Source organism: Paracoccus sp. (in: a-proteobacteria), from assembly GCF_047605025.1.
In the GTDB taxonomy this organism is placed as follows: Bacteria; Pseudomonadota; Alphaproteobacteria; order Rhodobacterales; family Rhodobacteraceae; genus Paracoccus.
Genome location: NZ_JASGGO010000037.1, coordinates 20,732 through 33,303 on the forward strand (window position 1 = coordinate 20,732; position 12,572 = coordinate 33,303).

15 protein-coding genes are annotated in these 12,572 nt (G+C 62.1%); 6 read left to right on the top strand and 9 right to left on the bottom strand.

Translation table 11 applies throughout. The features are described from left to right. The first annotated feature begins 60 nt into the window (after nucleotides 1-60). Nucleotides 61-1,233 (top strand): ribonuclease D, encoded by a 1,173-nt coding sequence (rnd, locus tag QM682_RS16910; RefSeq protein WP_415131867.1) that lies wholly within the window; start codon nucleotides 61-63, stop codon nucleotides 1,231-1,233. A gap of 44 nt (nucleotides 1,234-1,277) precedes the next feature. Next, nucleotides 1,278-2,090: a hypothetical protein gene (locus tag QM682_RS16915; protein ID WP_415131839.1), complete on the top strand. Its 813-nt coding sequence runs from the start codon at nucleotides 1,278-1,280 to the stop codon at nucleotides 2,088-2,090. Between the two features lie 137 nt (nucleotides 2,091-2,227). On the opposite strand, the gene QM682_RS16920 is transcribed toward QM682_RS16915, so the two are convergent. Genes QM682_RS16920 through hisA form a run of 4 tightly spaced genes read right to left on the bottom strand, consistent with a single transcriptional unit; the run spans nucleotide 2,228 to nucleotide 4,476 of the window. Beyond that, nucleotides 2,228-2,536 carry a phosphoribosyl-ATP diphosphatase gene (locus QM682_RS16920; RefSeq protein ID WP_415131841.1) on the bottom strand — a complete coding sequence of 103 codons (309 nt, stop codon included), beginning with the start codon at nucleotides 2,534-2,536 and terminating at the stop codon, nucleotides 2,228-2,230. After that, on the bottom strand, nucleotides 2,533-3,294 hold the full coding sequence (hisF, locus tag QM682_RS16925) for an imidazole glycerol phosphate synthase subunit HisF (RefSeq protein WP_415131843.1): 762 nt from the start codon (nucleotides 3,292-3,294) through the stop codon (nucleotides 2,533-2,535). The genes QM682_RS16920 and hisF overlap by 4 nt, the downstream gene beginning before the upstream one ends. Beyond that, a complete protein-coding gene (locus QM682_RS16930; RefSeq protein WP_415131845.1) occupies nucleotides 3,288-3,752 on the bottom strand; it encodes a DUF2867 domain-containing protein in 465 nt (154 codons plus the stop codon). The genes hisF and QM682_RS16930 overlap by 7 nt, the downstream gene beginning before the upstream one ends. Nucleotides 3,753-3,759: 7 nt before the next feature. Continuing rightward, complete coding sequence (gene hisA / locus QM682_RS16935) at nucleotides 3,760-4,476, bottom strand: 1-(5-phosphoribosyl)-5-[(5-phosphoribosylamino)methylideneamino]imidazole-4-carboxamide isomerase (protein ID WP_415131847.1); 717 nt, start codon at nucleotides 4,474-4,476, stop codon at nucleotides 3,760-3,762. Between the two features lie 178 nt (nucleotides 4,477-4,654). On the opposite strand from hisA, the gene QM682_RS16940 reads away from it, so the two are divergent. Both QM682_RS16940 and QM682_RS16945 read left to right on the top strand, forming a co-directional pair. After that, on the top strand, nucleotides 4,655-4,999 hold the full coding sequence (locus QM682_RS16940; protein ID WP_415131849.1) for a hypothetical protein: 345 nt from the start codon (nucleotides 4,655-4,657) through the stop codon (nucleotides 4,997-4,999). 6 nt (nucleotides 5,000-5,005) lie between these two features. Beyond that, nucleotides 5,006-5,464, top strand: coding sequence for a hypothetical protein (locus tag QM682_RS16945; RefSeq protein WP_415131851.1), 459 nt, complete (start codon nucleotides 5,006-5,008; stop codon nucleotides 5,462-5,464). Between the two features lie 111 nt (nucleotides 5,465-5,575). On the opposite strand, the gene QM682_RS16950 is transcribed toward QM682_RS16945, so the two are convergent. After that, nucleotides 5,576-5,953 carry a hypothetical protein gene (locus tag QM682_RS16950; RefSeq protein WP_415131853.1) on the bottom strand — a complete coding sequence of 126 codons (378 nt, stop codon included), beginning with the start codon at nucleotides 5,951-5,953 and terminating at the stop codon, nucleotides 5,576-5,578. Continuing rightward, nucleotides 5,950-6,726 carry an N-acetylmuramidase domain-containing protein gene (locus QM682_RS16955; RefSeq protein WP_415131855.1) on the bottom strand — a complete coding sequence of 259 codons (777 nt, stop codon included), beginning with the start codon at nucleotides 6,724-6,726 and terminating at the stop codon, nucleotides 5,950-5,952. The genes QM682_RS16950 and QM682_RS16955 overlap by 4 nt, the downstream gene beginning before the upstream one ends. A gap of 227 nt (nucleotides 6,727-6,953) precedes the next feature. Here QM682_RS16955 and QM682_RS16960 point away from each other — a divergent pair, with 227 nt between their 5' ends. Next, on the top strand, nucleotides 6,954-7,214 hold the full coding sequence (locus QM682_RS16960; protein WP_415131857.1) for a BrnT family toxin: 261 nt from the start codon (nucleotides 6,954-6,956) through the stop codon (nucleotides 7,212-7,214). After that, a complete protein-coding gene (locus QM682_RS16965; protein WP_415131859.1) occupies nucleotides 7,201-7,419 on the top strand; it encodes a hypothetical protein in 219 nt (72 codons plus the stop codon). The genes QM682_RS16960 and QM682_RS16965 overlap by 14 nt, the downstream gene beginning before the upstream one ends. A 37-nt stretch (nucleotides 7,420-7,456) precedes the next feature. On the opposite strand, the gene QM682_RS16970 is transcribed toward QM682_RS16965, so the two are convergent. From QM682_RS16970 to QM682_RS16980, 3 genes are all read right to left on the bottom strand, one after another. Continuing rightward, on the bottom strand, nucleotides 7,457-8,935 hold the full coding sequence (locus QM682_RS16970) for a hypothetical protein (RefSeq protein WP_415131861.1): 1,479 nt from the start codon (nucleotides 8,933-8,935) through the stop codon (nucleotides 7,457-7,459). Nucleotides 8,936-9,688: 753 nt separating this feature from the next. Next, the gene (locus QM682_RS16975; RefSeq protein ID WP_415131863.1) at nucleotides 9,689-10,396 is read right to left on the bottom strand and encodes a type ISP restriction/modification enzyme; all 708 of its coding nucleotides are present in this window, start codon (nucleotides 10,394-10,396) and stop codon (nucleotides 9,689-9,691) included. Next, nucleotides 10,393-12,572, bottom strand: a 2,180-nt coding sequence (locus tag QM682_RS16980; protein ID WP_415131865.1) for a type ISP restriction/modification enzyme, incomplete at its 5' end; no start/stop codon positions are given. The genes QM682_RS16975 and QM682_RS16980, both read right to left, overlap by 4 nt.

Below are 12,572 nucleotides of genomic sequence, written 5' to 3' on the forward strand. Positions count from 1 at the left end.
CCCGCCCATTCCTGAAAGAGTCCCATGCCTGCCAGTCCGCAACCCACGCGCCGCGAAGACATTCGCACCATCACCACCACCGAAGAGCTGGCCGAGTTCTGCGCCCTGGCGAAGGCCCAGCCCTATGTCACGCTGGACACCGAATTCCTGCGCGAACGGACTTATTACTCCAAGCTTTGCCTGATCCAGGCCGCGCTGCCCCCGGCCTCGGGTCCGAAAGCCGAAGGCGGGCAGGCGGTTCTGATCGATCCCCTGATGGGCGATCTGTCGCTGGAGCCGCTTTATGATCTGTTCCGGCACAAGACCACGGTGAAGGTCTTTCACGCCGCGCGCCAGGATCTGGAGATCTTCTTCCATGATGCGGGCGTGCTGCCCGATCCGCTGTTCGACACCCAGATCGCCGCCATGGTCTGCGGCTTTGGCGAGCAGGCGGGCTATGAAACCCTGGTCAAGAAGATCGCCCGCCAGCCGCTGGACAAGTCGTCGCGCTTCACCGACTGGTCGCACCGGCCGCTGTCGGATGCGCAGGCGGCCTATGCGCTGGCCGATGTGACGCATCTGCGCGCGATCTACGAGTTTCTGGACAGCCAGTTGCGCAAGACCGGCCGCGCCCCCTGGCTTCAGGAAGAGGCGGCGGTGCTTCTGAACCCCGAGACCTATATCACCCGTCCCGAGGATGCCTGGACCCGCGTGCGGACCCGTTCGGGTTCGCCGCGCTTTCTTGCCTTGGTGCGCGAGCTGGCGCGATTCCGCGAGATCTTCGCGCAAGAGCGCGACATCCCCCGCGCCCGCGTATTCAAGGACGACGCGCTGATCGAACTGGCCTCGACCAAGCCGGCGACCGAGGCGGATCTGGGCAAGTCCCGCCTGCTTCTGCGCGATGCCCGCCGGGGCGAGATCGCAAACGGCATCCTGGCCGCCGTGAAGGTGGGACTTGAGACGAAGGACCTGCCCAAGCCCGTCCCCGAGGAGCCTGGCCGCCCCGGCAATGCCGCGTTGGCCGATCTGCTGCGGGTGCTTTTGAAGGCCAAATCCGACGAGGCCGGCGTGGCGTCGCGCCTGATCGCCTCGGCGGCGGATCTGGACGCCATTGCCTCGGGCGCGCGCGACCTGCCCGCGCTTTGCGGCTGGCGGGCCGAGGTCTTTGGCCAGGATGCCCTGCGCCTGGCCGGTGGCGAGATCGCGCTTTCCGCCATGGGCGGCGCGGTCAAGGTGGTGCGGATCGAGGGCTGAGATTTTTCAGACACTGATTTTTATTGATAAACTGGATATGACTTATGGCGCGGAAAAAGGATACGGACGTATTTCTTGACACTGTTCGCGCGGCCCAGGGCAGAATTGGGAACAGGGCGCTCCGTGAGAGATTAGGCTGGGCGGACGAAAAATACTGGTCCATTCATCAGCAGCTTTTCGAGGCCGGAAAGATCGAAAAGGGCCGGGGAAATGGCGGAACCGTCATTCTTGTCGGTGATACGAACCCGGTCGCCGTGGCTGATGTGGCGGCTCGGGACAAGGCAGGCGACAAACATGCCGCCGAAGCGACCGCGCCGTCACAGACTGATCTTCGAGAGCTTGAGCTTTATCCGCCTGTCTTGCGCCAGTTGCAGAAGAACTGGGCGAAAAGGCTTGGGCTGGACGAATGCCATTGCGAAATAACTGCCCAGCAGGGCCGGCGGGACACTGGCGGCAGTTGGTCGCGCCCCGATCTTACCGCGGTTGGACTGAAGAAGTATGAGTTCCTGCCCGACAGGGTTCTTGATGTCTTCAGCTTTGAAATCAAAGCGGCATATGATGTCTCGATCAAGGGGGTTCTGGAGGCTCTGGCCCATAGAGAGGCCGCGACAAAATCATATGTCGTCTATCATACGGCGGGCCGTGACTTCGCTGATTTTCCAGAGGCGATCCGCATTGAGGAAATTTCGGTTCGCCACGGTATCGGAGTATATGCCGCCAAGGATATAGATGACTTCGAAACCTGGGAAGAAGTCTCGGGTGCGACCAGAGGCCATCCTGACCCGGATAATCTGGAGACATTCATAAAAAGAACGCTTTCAGATGCTGCCAAGTCCAAGCTGCGGCGATGGTTTTGAAGGGCGATTTCTTTACCTGCGTCCCCTCGATCCGATGGATCTGAGCCGTCTTCCACATCTGGATAAGGTCCGATCTGACGGCGGGTAAGGCAGTCCAGCCGCAGATCGCGATCATCCGGAAGCCTGCTCCGCTGCGATCACTTTCGCGAAGCCTTTTCCTCGATGCCCGAACGTCCCTCGCGGCGGTCGAGTTCATTCTCCACATCCGCCAGCGTGATGTCGCGCGCGGCCAGCATCACCAGCAGGTGGTAAAGCGTATCGGCGGCCTCGCCGATCAGGCGGTCGCGGTCGCCCTTGACCGCTTCGATAATCGCCTCGACGGCCTCTTCGCCGAATTTCTCGGCGCATTTTTCGGGGCCTTTCGCCAGCAGCTTTGCGGTCCAACTGGTCTCGGGATCGGCGCCTTTGCGGGTGGCGATGGTTTCGGCCAGGCGGTGCAGGCTCATGTCAGCCTCATCGGGATGCCGGCGGCGGCCATGTGTTCCTTGGCCTCGCGGATGGTGAAGGTGCCGAAGTGAAAGATCGAGGCGGCCAGCACGGCGCTGGCATGGCCCTGGATCACGCCCTCGGCCAGGTGCGAAAGCTGGCCGACCCCGCCCGAGGCGATGACCGGAATGCCCACGGCATCGGCCACGGCGCGGGTCAGCGGGATGTTGAACCCCGCCTGGGTGCCGTCGCGGTCCATGCTGGTCAGCAGGATTTCGCCCGCGCCCTTGGCGGCGACGGTCATGGCGAATTCTACCGCGTCGATTCCGGTGGGCTTTCGGCCGCCATGGGTAAAGATTTCCCATCTGCCCGGCGCCACGGTCTTGGCGTCGATGGCGCAGACGATGCACTGACTGCCGAAGCGGTCGGCGGCCTCGGCGATCACGTCCGGGTCCGCCACGGCGGCCGAGTTGAAGCTGACCTTATCGGCGCCCGCCAACAGCAGGTCGCGCACATCGCGATGGCTGCGCACACCGCCGCCCACCGTCAGGGGCACGAAACATGCCTCGGCGGTGCGGGTCACCAGGTCGAACATGGTGCCGCGGTTTTCATGCGTGGCATGGATGTCCAGGAAGCAGATCTCGTCGGCGCCGGCCGCGTCATAGGCGCGCGCGGCCTCGACCGGATCGCCGGCATCGCGAAGGTCGACGAAATTCACCCCCTTGACCACGCGGCCATCGGCCACGTCCAGGCAAGGGATCACTCGGGTCTTCAACATGTCGTCTCGTCCGCTTTCGGGATGCGCGTCAGCCGCGCCATGGCGTTTCGCAGGATCAATATGTGAAATGGCATCACGGCGCAAAGATAAAGCCTGCCGCCGATATGGTGCGGGCCGACCCATGTCGCGCAATGGATGCGGCGATCCCGGCGCAGGACCAGGATGCGAAAGTCCAGGTGCCGGTCGTCTAAGCCCAGCAGCACCTGGTCCGGCGTCTCGCTTTCGACGGGGAAGAGGCCATAGGGGCTGGGGTTGTGCGGCGCGACCCGCAGGTCGAAGGGGCGCATCAGCATGTTGCGCAGGCCCAAAAGCCGCCGGGCCCAGCCGGGAAAGCTGGCGATGACGTGCGCGGCCCGGGGCGCGGACAGGTCCGGGGGCGCGCTGTAGCAGTCCAGGAAACCGCCCTTGCGGCGAAACCTGTCGATCAGGCTGGGGCTGGGCAGGGCGGTCTTTCGCACTGCCATTTCAGGCCAGCGCACGCAATGCCTCGCCCAGGTTGATCGCGCCATCGTAAAGCGCCCGGCCCGAGATCGCCCCGGCGATCACGCGGCTGTCGCGCAAGGCCAGCAGATCCTGCATCGAACTGACCCCGCCCGAGGCGATGACCGGAATGCCGACCGCCCGCGCCAGGGCCTCGGTCGCGGGAATGTTGGGGCCGGCCATGGCGCCGTCGCGGTCGATATCGGTATAGATGATCGCGGCCACGCCCGCGTCCTCGAATTGACGGGCCAGGTCGGTCGCCATCACATCGGTCTCTTCGGCCCAGCCGCGCGTCGCGACCCGGCCGCCGCGCGCGTCGATGCCGACGGCGATCTTGCCGGGGAAGGCCAAAGCGGCCTCGCGCACCAAAGCCGGGTTCTCGACCGCGGCGGTGCCCAGGATGACGCGGGACAGCCCGCGCGAGATCCAGCTATCTATCGTCGCCATGTCGCGTATGCCGCCGCCAAGCTGGGCGGGCACCTTGACCGCCGCCAGAATCGCCTCGACCGCCGCGCCGTTCACGGGCTTGCCGGCAAAGGCGCCGTTCAGATCGACCAGATGCAGCCATTCTGCCCCCGCCTCCTGGAAGGCCAGAGCCTGCGCGGCGGGATCGGTGCCAAAGACGGTCGCGGCCTCCATGTCGCCGCGCAGCAGCCGCACGCAATTGCCGTCCTTGAGGTCGATGGCGGGGTAAAGGATCATCGTCTCGCTCCTGTGGTTGGCGCCCCTTTGCCACAGCGGGACGCGATCCGCAAACGCCACGTCAGCCCGGACTGCGCGGTCGATCTTGCGCATCCTGGGATTGCCGGGATTGCCCGTATCCGGCGATGAGAGTGATCGGAGTATTGTTCCAGTTGCCGATCCGCGCGTGTCCGGGGCGGTGCCGATCTATACCCGCGGCAGCACCATCCCGTCCGCCGGCACCCTGGTGCCGGGCTTCTGTTACGAGGCGATCCGCTTTGCCGGACGCTGGCGGCTGGTCGGCGGGATCGGGCAGGCCGAACTCTCGTCGGGACGCGCCGACCGCATTCTGTCCGACGCGCAGATGGGCAGCGTGGTGCTGGAGAGCGTGGGCGGCACGGGGGACGCGATCGCCGCCACGGTGCTGACCGTGCTGACCGCGCGCGGCGTGGCGGTGATCGCGCTCGCCTCCGCAAGCGGGGTCAGGCGGATCTTCCGCGGCGATGGCGACGGCACCTCTGGTGGCTGGAGCACCTGGGTCTAGGCCGCCTTGGCCGCGAGCATCGACTCGGAGGTTGCCCGCGCCACGATCCGCGAGGCGGAACTGGCGGAAGAACTGCGCAGCCCCGGCGATGGCCTCGACTTCACCACGCTGATCGGGTTCGAGGACGGCCGGGTCGCGCTGGCGCAGCGGACGGATGGGCTGGATTTCGTGCCCTCGTCCGCGCTGATCGCCCGTTTCCGCATCCCCGAGACCGATCCGCTGCTGCGCGCCAAGGTGCAGATCGCCTCGGTCAATGGCCAGAGCCACAGCACCGGCGGCCCATGGGACGCGGTGATGGCCAGGGCCTATGCCATGACCTTTCAGGGCGATGGCCTGTTGCAACTCACGGGGATGCGGCGGGGCGACGGCGCGACCGCCGAAGACACGGCCAGCCCGAGCCTTTACGGCTATGATCACGCCTATCCCGCGATATGCAAATTATGGGCATATTTCCCGCCGCGCTGATTTTTCTAGTAAAACCAGAGGGAAATGGTAACGCAGGAGCGTCTCAGACGCTCCCACCACCCGGACGAGCCGCTGTTTTTACTCAGAAAGACGGCGTGAGCGCGGGCAAGATCATGATGAGCCGGCCTTCCGCAGCGCGGCCCCGATCATCTTGCCCGCCTCAAATGCGCTCTTTCCATCCTCGACCACCTCAGCAATCTGCCGCTTTTTGGTCGGATCGATCGTATAGGGCCGCGTCAGGCCGGCCCGCTGCTGGGCGATGATCAGCCCCCAGACCGGCGCGATCAGCAGCAGCCAGCCCTTGACGATTTCCGGTTCCCAGCCGAACAGCCGTGCGATCAGCGCCGCGACCGGCCCGCCATCGCCGCCGGCAGAGACACTGGCCAAGACGCTGTTGGCGAGGGTCAGGAGCAGTGGCAGGATGCCGAGCCAGAAGCTGCGGGTCTTGCCGATGAAAATCGGGGCAATGGTCTTGATCGGTTCCATCATGAAATCTCCGGAACGAGGGCGGCCCAAGTCGGCGGGCCAATGACGCCGTCCTGCGGGAGGCTGGCGGATTTCTGGAAGGCGATGACAGCGGCGCGGGTGCGGGCGCCGAAAGCGCCATCGACCGGGCCGGGGTCGAAGCCGAGCGCCCGTAGACGCTCCTGCGCCACCCGCACCGAAGCATTGCGCGAGCCGAGGCCGATCTTGGGATGGCGCGGCGCCAGCGTGTCGGGGATGGCCTGCCAGCGCGCATAGGCCGCCGCCAGCTTGGTGTGATAGTCGATCGCCGCATAGCCAGCGCCGTTGTAGCCTCGCGCAAAGGCGGACCAGTCATGCCGGCGCAGTTCGTCATCCAGTCTTTCGGAAGCGATGAAGCTGATCATCGACTCAAGGCCCGCCAGCTCGCGGTCGCAGAAGGCCTCGATCATGTCACCGGCCGAGGCATAGCCGGCGGTGCGGTGATTGAACCCCATGATCTGCCCAAGGCCCCAGCTGGCCGAGCGCAGCGCCGCGTTGGCATCGATCTTGATGGCGGTCGCCAGCCGGGGATAGCTGTCCTTGGGATAGGGGGCCGCGCCCCATTTGGGATAGGCCAGCCCCTGCGCCTCTGCCGTCGTGCGCTTTGGCCCCGTGCCCAGTTCTCGCCAGAAGACATGCGGCTCGAACAGCATCTTCGGACGACCGTGGCGGTCAAAGCCGCCACCCGAGGTCTCGACTTCGATCACCGCGCGGACCTCATCTTCTCCGACGCCGATCACCCGGCCGACACGGGCCACGTCAATATCTGTGAGCCGCTGTGCGCGGCCCTTGAACCCTGCTGGGTATATGCGTTTCTCCAATAAAAAAGCCCCGCCTGAGGCGGGGCAGGGCGGGGCGGGGCGAAGGGATCGATCAGGAGGGGGCTACCGGCAGGCGATCTGGCGGCCCTCTGTCTCGGTGGAGGTCTCTCTTTTTATACACACTCTAATTGACCGCCAGATTTAACGTGTGTATATAATGTTACATGGATCTGGACTGGGACGAACAGAAGCGCGAACGCACCCTGCAAGAGCGGGGCATTGATTTCGCCAGTGTGGCCGATTGGGACGAGGCCCTGACGGTCGAGGATAGCCGCACCGACTATGGCGAGGCGCGCTTTGTCAGCTTGGTTCCGATCAATGAGCGTCTTTGCGTGGTGGCGTGGTGCGTGCGGGGCGACAAGCTTCGGATCATCAGCCTGCGCACGGCAAATGCACGGGAAAGGAAGCGCTATGACGAAAGCTGAGCCCTATATCGGCAATGACGGCGAAGTTCGTGAACTTGATGGAGAATTCGTCAAGGCCGCGAGACGTGGACGCCCTCCCATGCTGGGTGGCGAACGCAAGATCCGGATGAACTTCATGATCGACCCGGATCTGGCCGCAGCGCTGGACGAACAGCCGAACAAGAGCGCGCTGGTGAATGAGGCGCTGCGAAAGATCCTGTCGTGATCACGGGAGCTTGACGGCTTTCCCAGAAAGCCAGCCCCTACAGCTCGAAATCATGGATGCCCGAAAGCAGGATCATGTCCTGCCGGGCGGTCAGCAGCGTGCCGGCACGGGTTTCGGTCGCGGTATAGGACCGGGCGCCGAGGTCGAGGATGTCGATACCGACATCGAAGCCCAGCACCGTGTCGTGGCCATGGCCGGCGTGGAAGATCAGCGTGTTCTGGTCGCCGTCGCCAACGGTGTTGAGATTGTAATACTCGCCGTTCGCCGAGATCAGGTCGTCGCCCTTGCCGCCCGTGATCGTGTCGCGACCCTCGCCGCCCATGAGGCTGTCATCGCCCCATCGGGTGTTCCAGAGCATGCCGGCCGTGCCGACGATCTGCGCGCCCGAGCCGTCGACCGTGTCCATGCCCTGATGCGTCCAGCCTTGTTCGAACCCCTGCGTCTTGAGCGTCGAATGCGCGCCGCCGATGTCCGTCTCGGCGGTGAGCTTCATTGTGCCGTCCGAGAACACCTTGGTGATCTTGACCTCGACGCCTTTCCCATTGGTCAGGTAGCCATCCTTGACCCAGACGTTGATCAGGTCGTGCTCTGTGCCGCCGTAGATCGTGTCGTTGCCGATGACCTCCTCGAAATTGCCCTGCCCCCAACGGATGTTGTCGTCGCCGGCGCCGCCATAGATCAAATCGTTCCCGGTCGATGACTGGATGAAGTCGTCGTCCGCGCCGGCCCGGATGGTGTCGTTGCCCGCCCCGCCCTTGATGAAGTCGCCAGCTCGGCTGCCGACAATGTCATCATTGCCGCCGCCCTCCCAAAACGACGGGCCTTGATCCGGTTGATGCCATCCGCCGCCGCGCCTTTGATCTGAACATGTCGATGATCGATCTCGACATGATAGCCGGCAGGTGCTGCTATTTTCGTCGGCCTCGGCGAACAGACTGGAAAGCCATACAGAGGGTGTTGCCCCATCTTGGAGGCGTTGCCTTGGTGCGCTGGCCAGAAGGGTGAAAAGTCGCCTGCCGCCATCCGCCTTCGGACTGCGCCGATGAAACGGGAGGCCACCGCTGCGTCTGTGTATCGGAGCGGTATTCGCTGGGATGAAGCTCAGGATGCGGCCGTGCGCGAGAGCTACCCGGACTATGGTGTGATGATGGGCCGGCTTCCTCATCGTAGTCTCGCGGCGCTCAAGAAACGCGCTGCGATTCTTGGTGTCGTCCGTCGTCGGCATGTCTGGAAACAAACCGAGGTGAGGAGGCTGATCCGGCTTGTTGCTGCTGGCGTGGCCAATGCGGAACTGGTCCGCGCATTTCCCAAACTTCGGCAGGCGCAGATTGCGTCGAAGATCCAACATTTGAAATTGCCGCCGCGTCGGCCCGATCTGGCTGCCTTTCAGGACGTTGCGATACACGAGGTTCGTAAACGGGCCTTCCTGGAAAACATGACGCTGGTGGACCTGGATAGAAGGGCAGGGACAGGACGATATTTTCAGAAAAGCACCCGTCGGCTTGTGCTTCGACATGTGGCTCGCGCGGCGGCGGTATTGGGTGGAGAAATTCGGTTCGAATGGGAGCCGCTCTGAGCTATAGGTTGCTGGTCGGGCGGCATGACTGATTGCGGCAGGGTGAGACCTTGCGGCGGTTGCAGGAGGATTTCGCCAAGATCTTGGTCTGCCGCCTCCGGCAAAATATCGGCACAACCAGAAGATCGGTCCGAAGCGCAGCTTCGCCACCATGATGGACTGGCTGCGCGCAATCGATGGCAAGCGCCTCGGGGAGTTTATCGAGGGGCGGCACGGGGGGCGCGAGGCGGGAAAATGTGGACTCGCGGGCGGCGATCCACGCGTATCCTGTATCGCCCTGGTCTATCCGCTCCGCTATGACGCCATGCCTTATAAACGTTCATGAACTGCTTATCCAAAACTACGCTGCGGCGCGAAACAGGCCAACACTACGCCCGGATGCACAATGCGTTTCTGCGGCATGTCTGATTGAGGCGAAATGTGCGGATTGATGGACGGGCATACCTGCAACCATCTTTACTTGCTCAAACCGCAAGTTAAGATTGTATCCTGCCCCCGCAACCACTTCTGTCATAAATCAATCGAAATCAAAGTGTAACAATAGCTTACGCCGAAATCGGCGAACTACACAAAGCCCCGGACGCGGAAGCGCCGGGACTTTGTCGTTGGTTTGCGGCCTGCAACTCGAATCCCCGCTGCGGGCGACAGATATACCCCTGTAACTGTCGAGGGTGATGGAGTGGGCCGCATCGATCACGACAAGTCCCTCAGCGCGGGAAGAGCCTTCACGATCTTCATGGTTTCAAGGCTGACGGTAATGATGCGCTGGAACAGCCGCAGCGGGTAGACCGGATCACCGACCGTTTCGATGGCATAGCGGTTGGCGTCGTTGACGATGCCGCTGGCCTTGTCCGTTTTTACGCATTGACGTTCCATCACCCATTCGAGCGCGGGCTTGCCGTTCACCACATAGTCGTATGCCTCAAGCGGGATGCCGCTGATGGTGATGCTCGCATTATAGATGACGGTGGATCTGTCGAGCTTCGGGCGCTTGCCTGCGAATTTCATCTGCTCCACCCGATAGAAGCGCTCGGGATCAGGGGGGGGCACAAGCGAAGTATCACCGCGTATGAAGGTGACGGGGTAGGGCTCCACCTGCTCGAAGTTCACATGCAGCGCCGCCAGCGCATGCCCTGCCCTGGAAAAAGCCCAGAAATCAGCAGCGGCCTTGACGCGGGGAATGCGCGGCAATTGCTTCGAGAGGTTATCGGCGAAACGGGTGCGATAGTCCTCTGAGTGGAGCAAGCCATAAATGTAATAGAACAGGTCTTTCTTGTTGATCGTCTCACCGGGATAGGCAGCCTGGAAATGGGCCAGACCTTGATCGGTAATCGCGTCGCGGCGAACGAGGCGGGGTTGAGAAACTTCTTTTTCAAACAGGTCGGCCTGCTTGTTGCTCATTTCTCGTCCTCCGTTTCGTAGAGGAACAGCGGAAAGCATTGGCTGCCGTCGATGTCCACCATATGGAGACTTGGCAGTGCGTTGGTCATCAGGACGGAGAAGCCGACCTTCTGGCCCCCGCCCGAGGTGCAAATCACCAGATTTTTCTCTTGACATTCCGTCAAGGTCAGGCAGCCATTCTCCGCTCCGGCTACATCTGTGCGCACCTCGTAGTAATGTTCCGGGAAACATTGCGTCCCGCCATCGGTTTGCAGTTCCGGGATGCTCTTCGTCATGAGCGCGAACTGGCTGCCCTCATGCTGCCGTTGCTTGACCATGATGACCTGGTTTTCCGCCTCGGTATCACCCATCGGGAAGATGCGCGGCATCTGATAAACCATTTCGTTGAAGGCCCGACTGTAATAGAGCCATTGCCGGGTGAAGGGGCGATAGAGGCTGGGTGTCAGACAGCTTTCGTCAAAGGTGAATGACTTCGCTTTGGCAAAGTCACCCTTGAGGGCCCGTGTCCAGCTAATCTTGCTGGGGTCGGTGTCGATGAACCCGTTCACCGCTGCATCACGCGCCTTGCGGTCGGCATGGGGGTGGGCTGCGTTGAAGCGATCCAGTTCAGCATTATAGAAGTCGATCATGGCGTGCATGTTCGACGCTACGGATTCGCGGCTGGCGTTGAAGCACCATACGTCCCTCTGGCTTTTCAGCCCGCTGGAATAGTTCGCAAACAGCGCCGTTGCGCCTTTTGTGTCCTTGTCGCCCATTGGGATGAAGACCTCGAAGCTCTTGTCCCGTTGGCCGAGCCAGTCACCATATTCGTCTGGGTCGATGGCCTCCCATTCTCCGGCTGCGCTGATGCCGCTGACGCTGCCGAACCGGGCCACGATAGAAAGCTTTTCTTCACGGGTGAGGTAGTCGCCGATGTCATGAAAATGAATGCGCCCATGCTCTGCAGCGTCCGGGTTTTTCACTAAAAGCGTGATGGCAACGGGTGTGCGGCTGCCGGAGCCGAAAATCTTTCCACCTTCGCGTTTTGACCGTTCACCCGATGTCCGCTGATTGCCTCGCAAGTGGAACACATAGATATCGGAGAATTCCTCTGTCAGGCATTTACGCAGGCCATCTGCGGTATTTGCGTCCAGCCAGCCCGCATTGGAGACATAGGCGACGATGCCTGCATTGCCTATACGGTCGCTGGCCCAGCGGATGGCGCGAATATAGCTATCGTAGAGGGCGTTCTTGTTGGTAGCGTCGGAGCGCGCTGCATAGGTATCGCGAATGCGTCCATCCAGCTTGGGATAGGCCACATTGGCGGCGTTGTCGTTGGCGCTGCCTTGTCCCACGGAATAGGGGGGATTGCCGACGATCACGCGAATATCCAGCTCTTTTTGCCGGGTGCGGCGATTGCTGTTATCCGCCATCAGATCACTGATAAGATCGCGGTCCTGTTCGTAAAGCTGGAAAGTATCGGTAAGGCAAATCCCCTCGAACGGAATATAATCCCCGCCTGCCACGCCATGATAGGCCGCTTCGATGTTGATGGCAGCGATGTAATAGGCCAGCAGGACGAGTTCGTTGGCGTGAATCTCATGCCGGTATTTGTGTTCCAGTTCCTCGGGCCTGATGAGGCCGGATTGAAGCAGGCGGGTGATGAAGGTTCCGGTTCCGGTGAACGGATCTAGGATGTGGACGCCTCGGCTGCCAAGTGTCTGACCGAATTCGGATTGCAGCACCTCGTTGACGGAATGGATGATGAAATCCACCACCTCGACCGGCGTATAGACGATGCCCAGTTTGTCCCGAAGCTTGGGGAAGGCATTCTGGAAGAATTTGTCGTAGAGTTCGACAATGATCTTCTGCTTGGCGGTCGCATTGTCTATGCCTTCGGCCCGGCGTTTCACGCTGTCATAGAACTGGGAGAGGCTTTCTGCTTCCTTCGCCAGATTATGTTCGTTGAGCGCCGACAGCACAGCCTGCATTGCCTGCGATACCGGATTGGCTTCGGCGAAGCTGTATCCCTCGAACAGCGCATCAAAGACAGGCCGGGTGATAAGGTGCTGCGCCAGCATCTCGACGGCTTCGGGCTCGGTAATGCTGTCGTTCAGGTCATCCCTGATTTCACCAAGGAACGTCTCGAACGAGGCGCGCTCGGCAGTTTCCGGCTTCGCGACAAGGGCGGTGATAC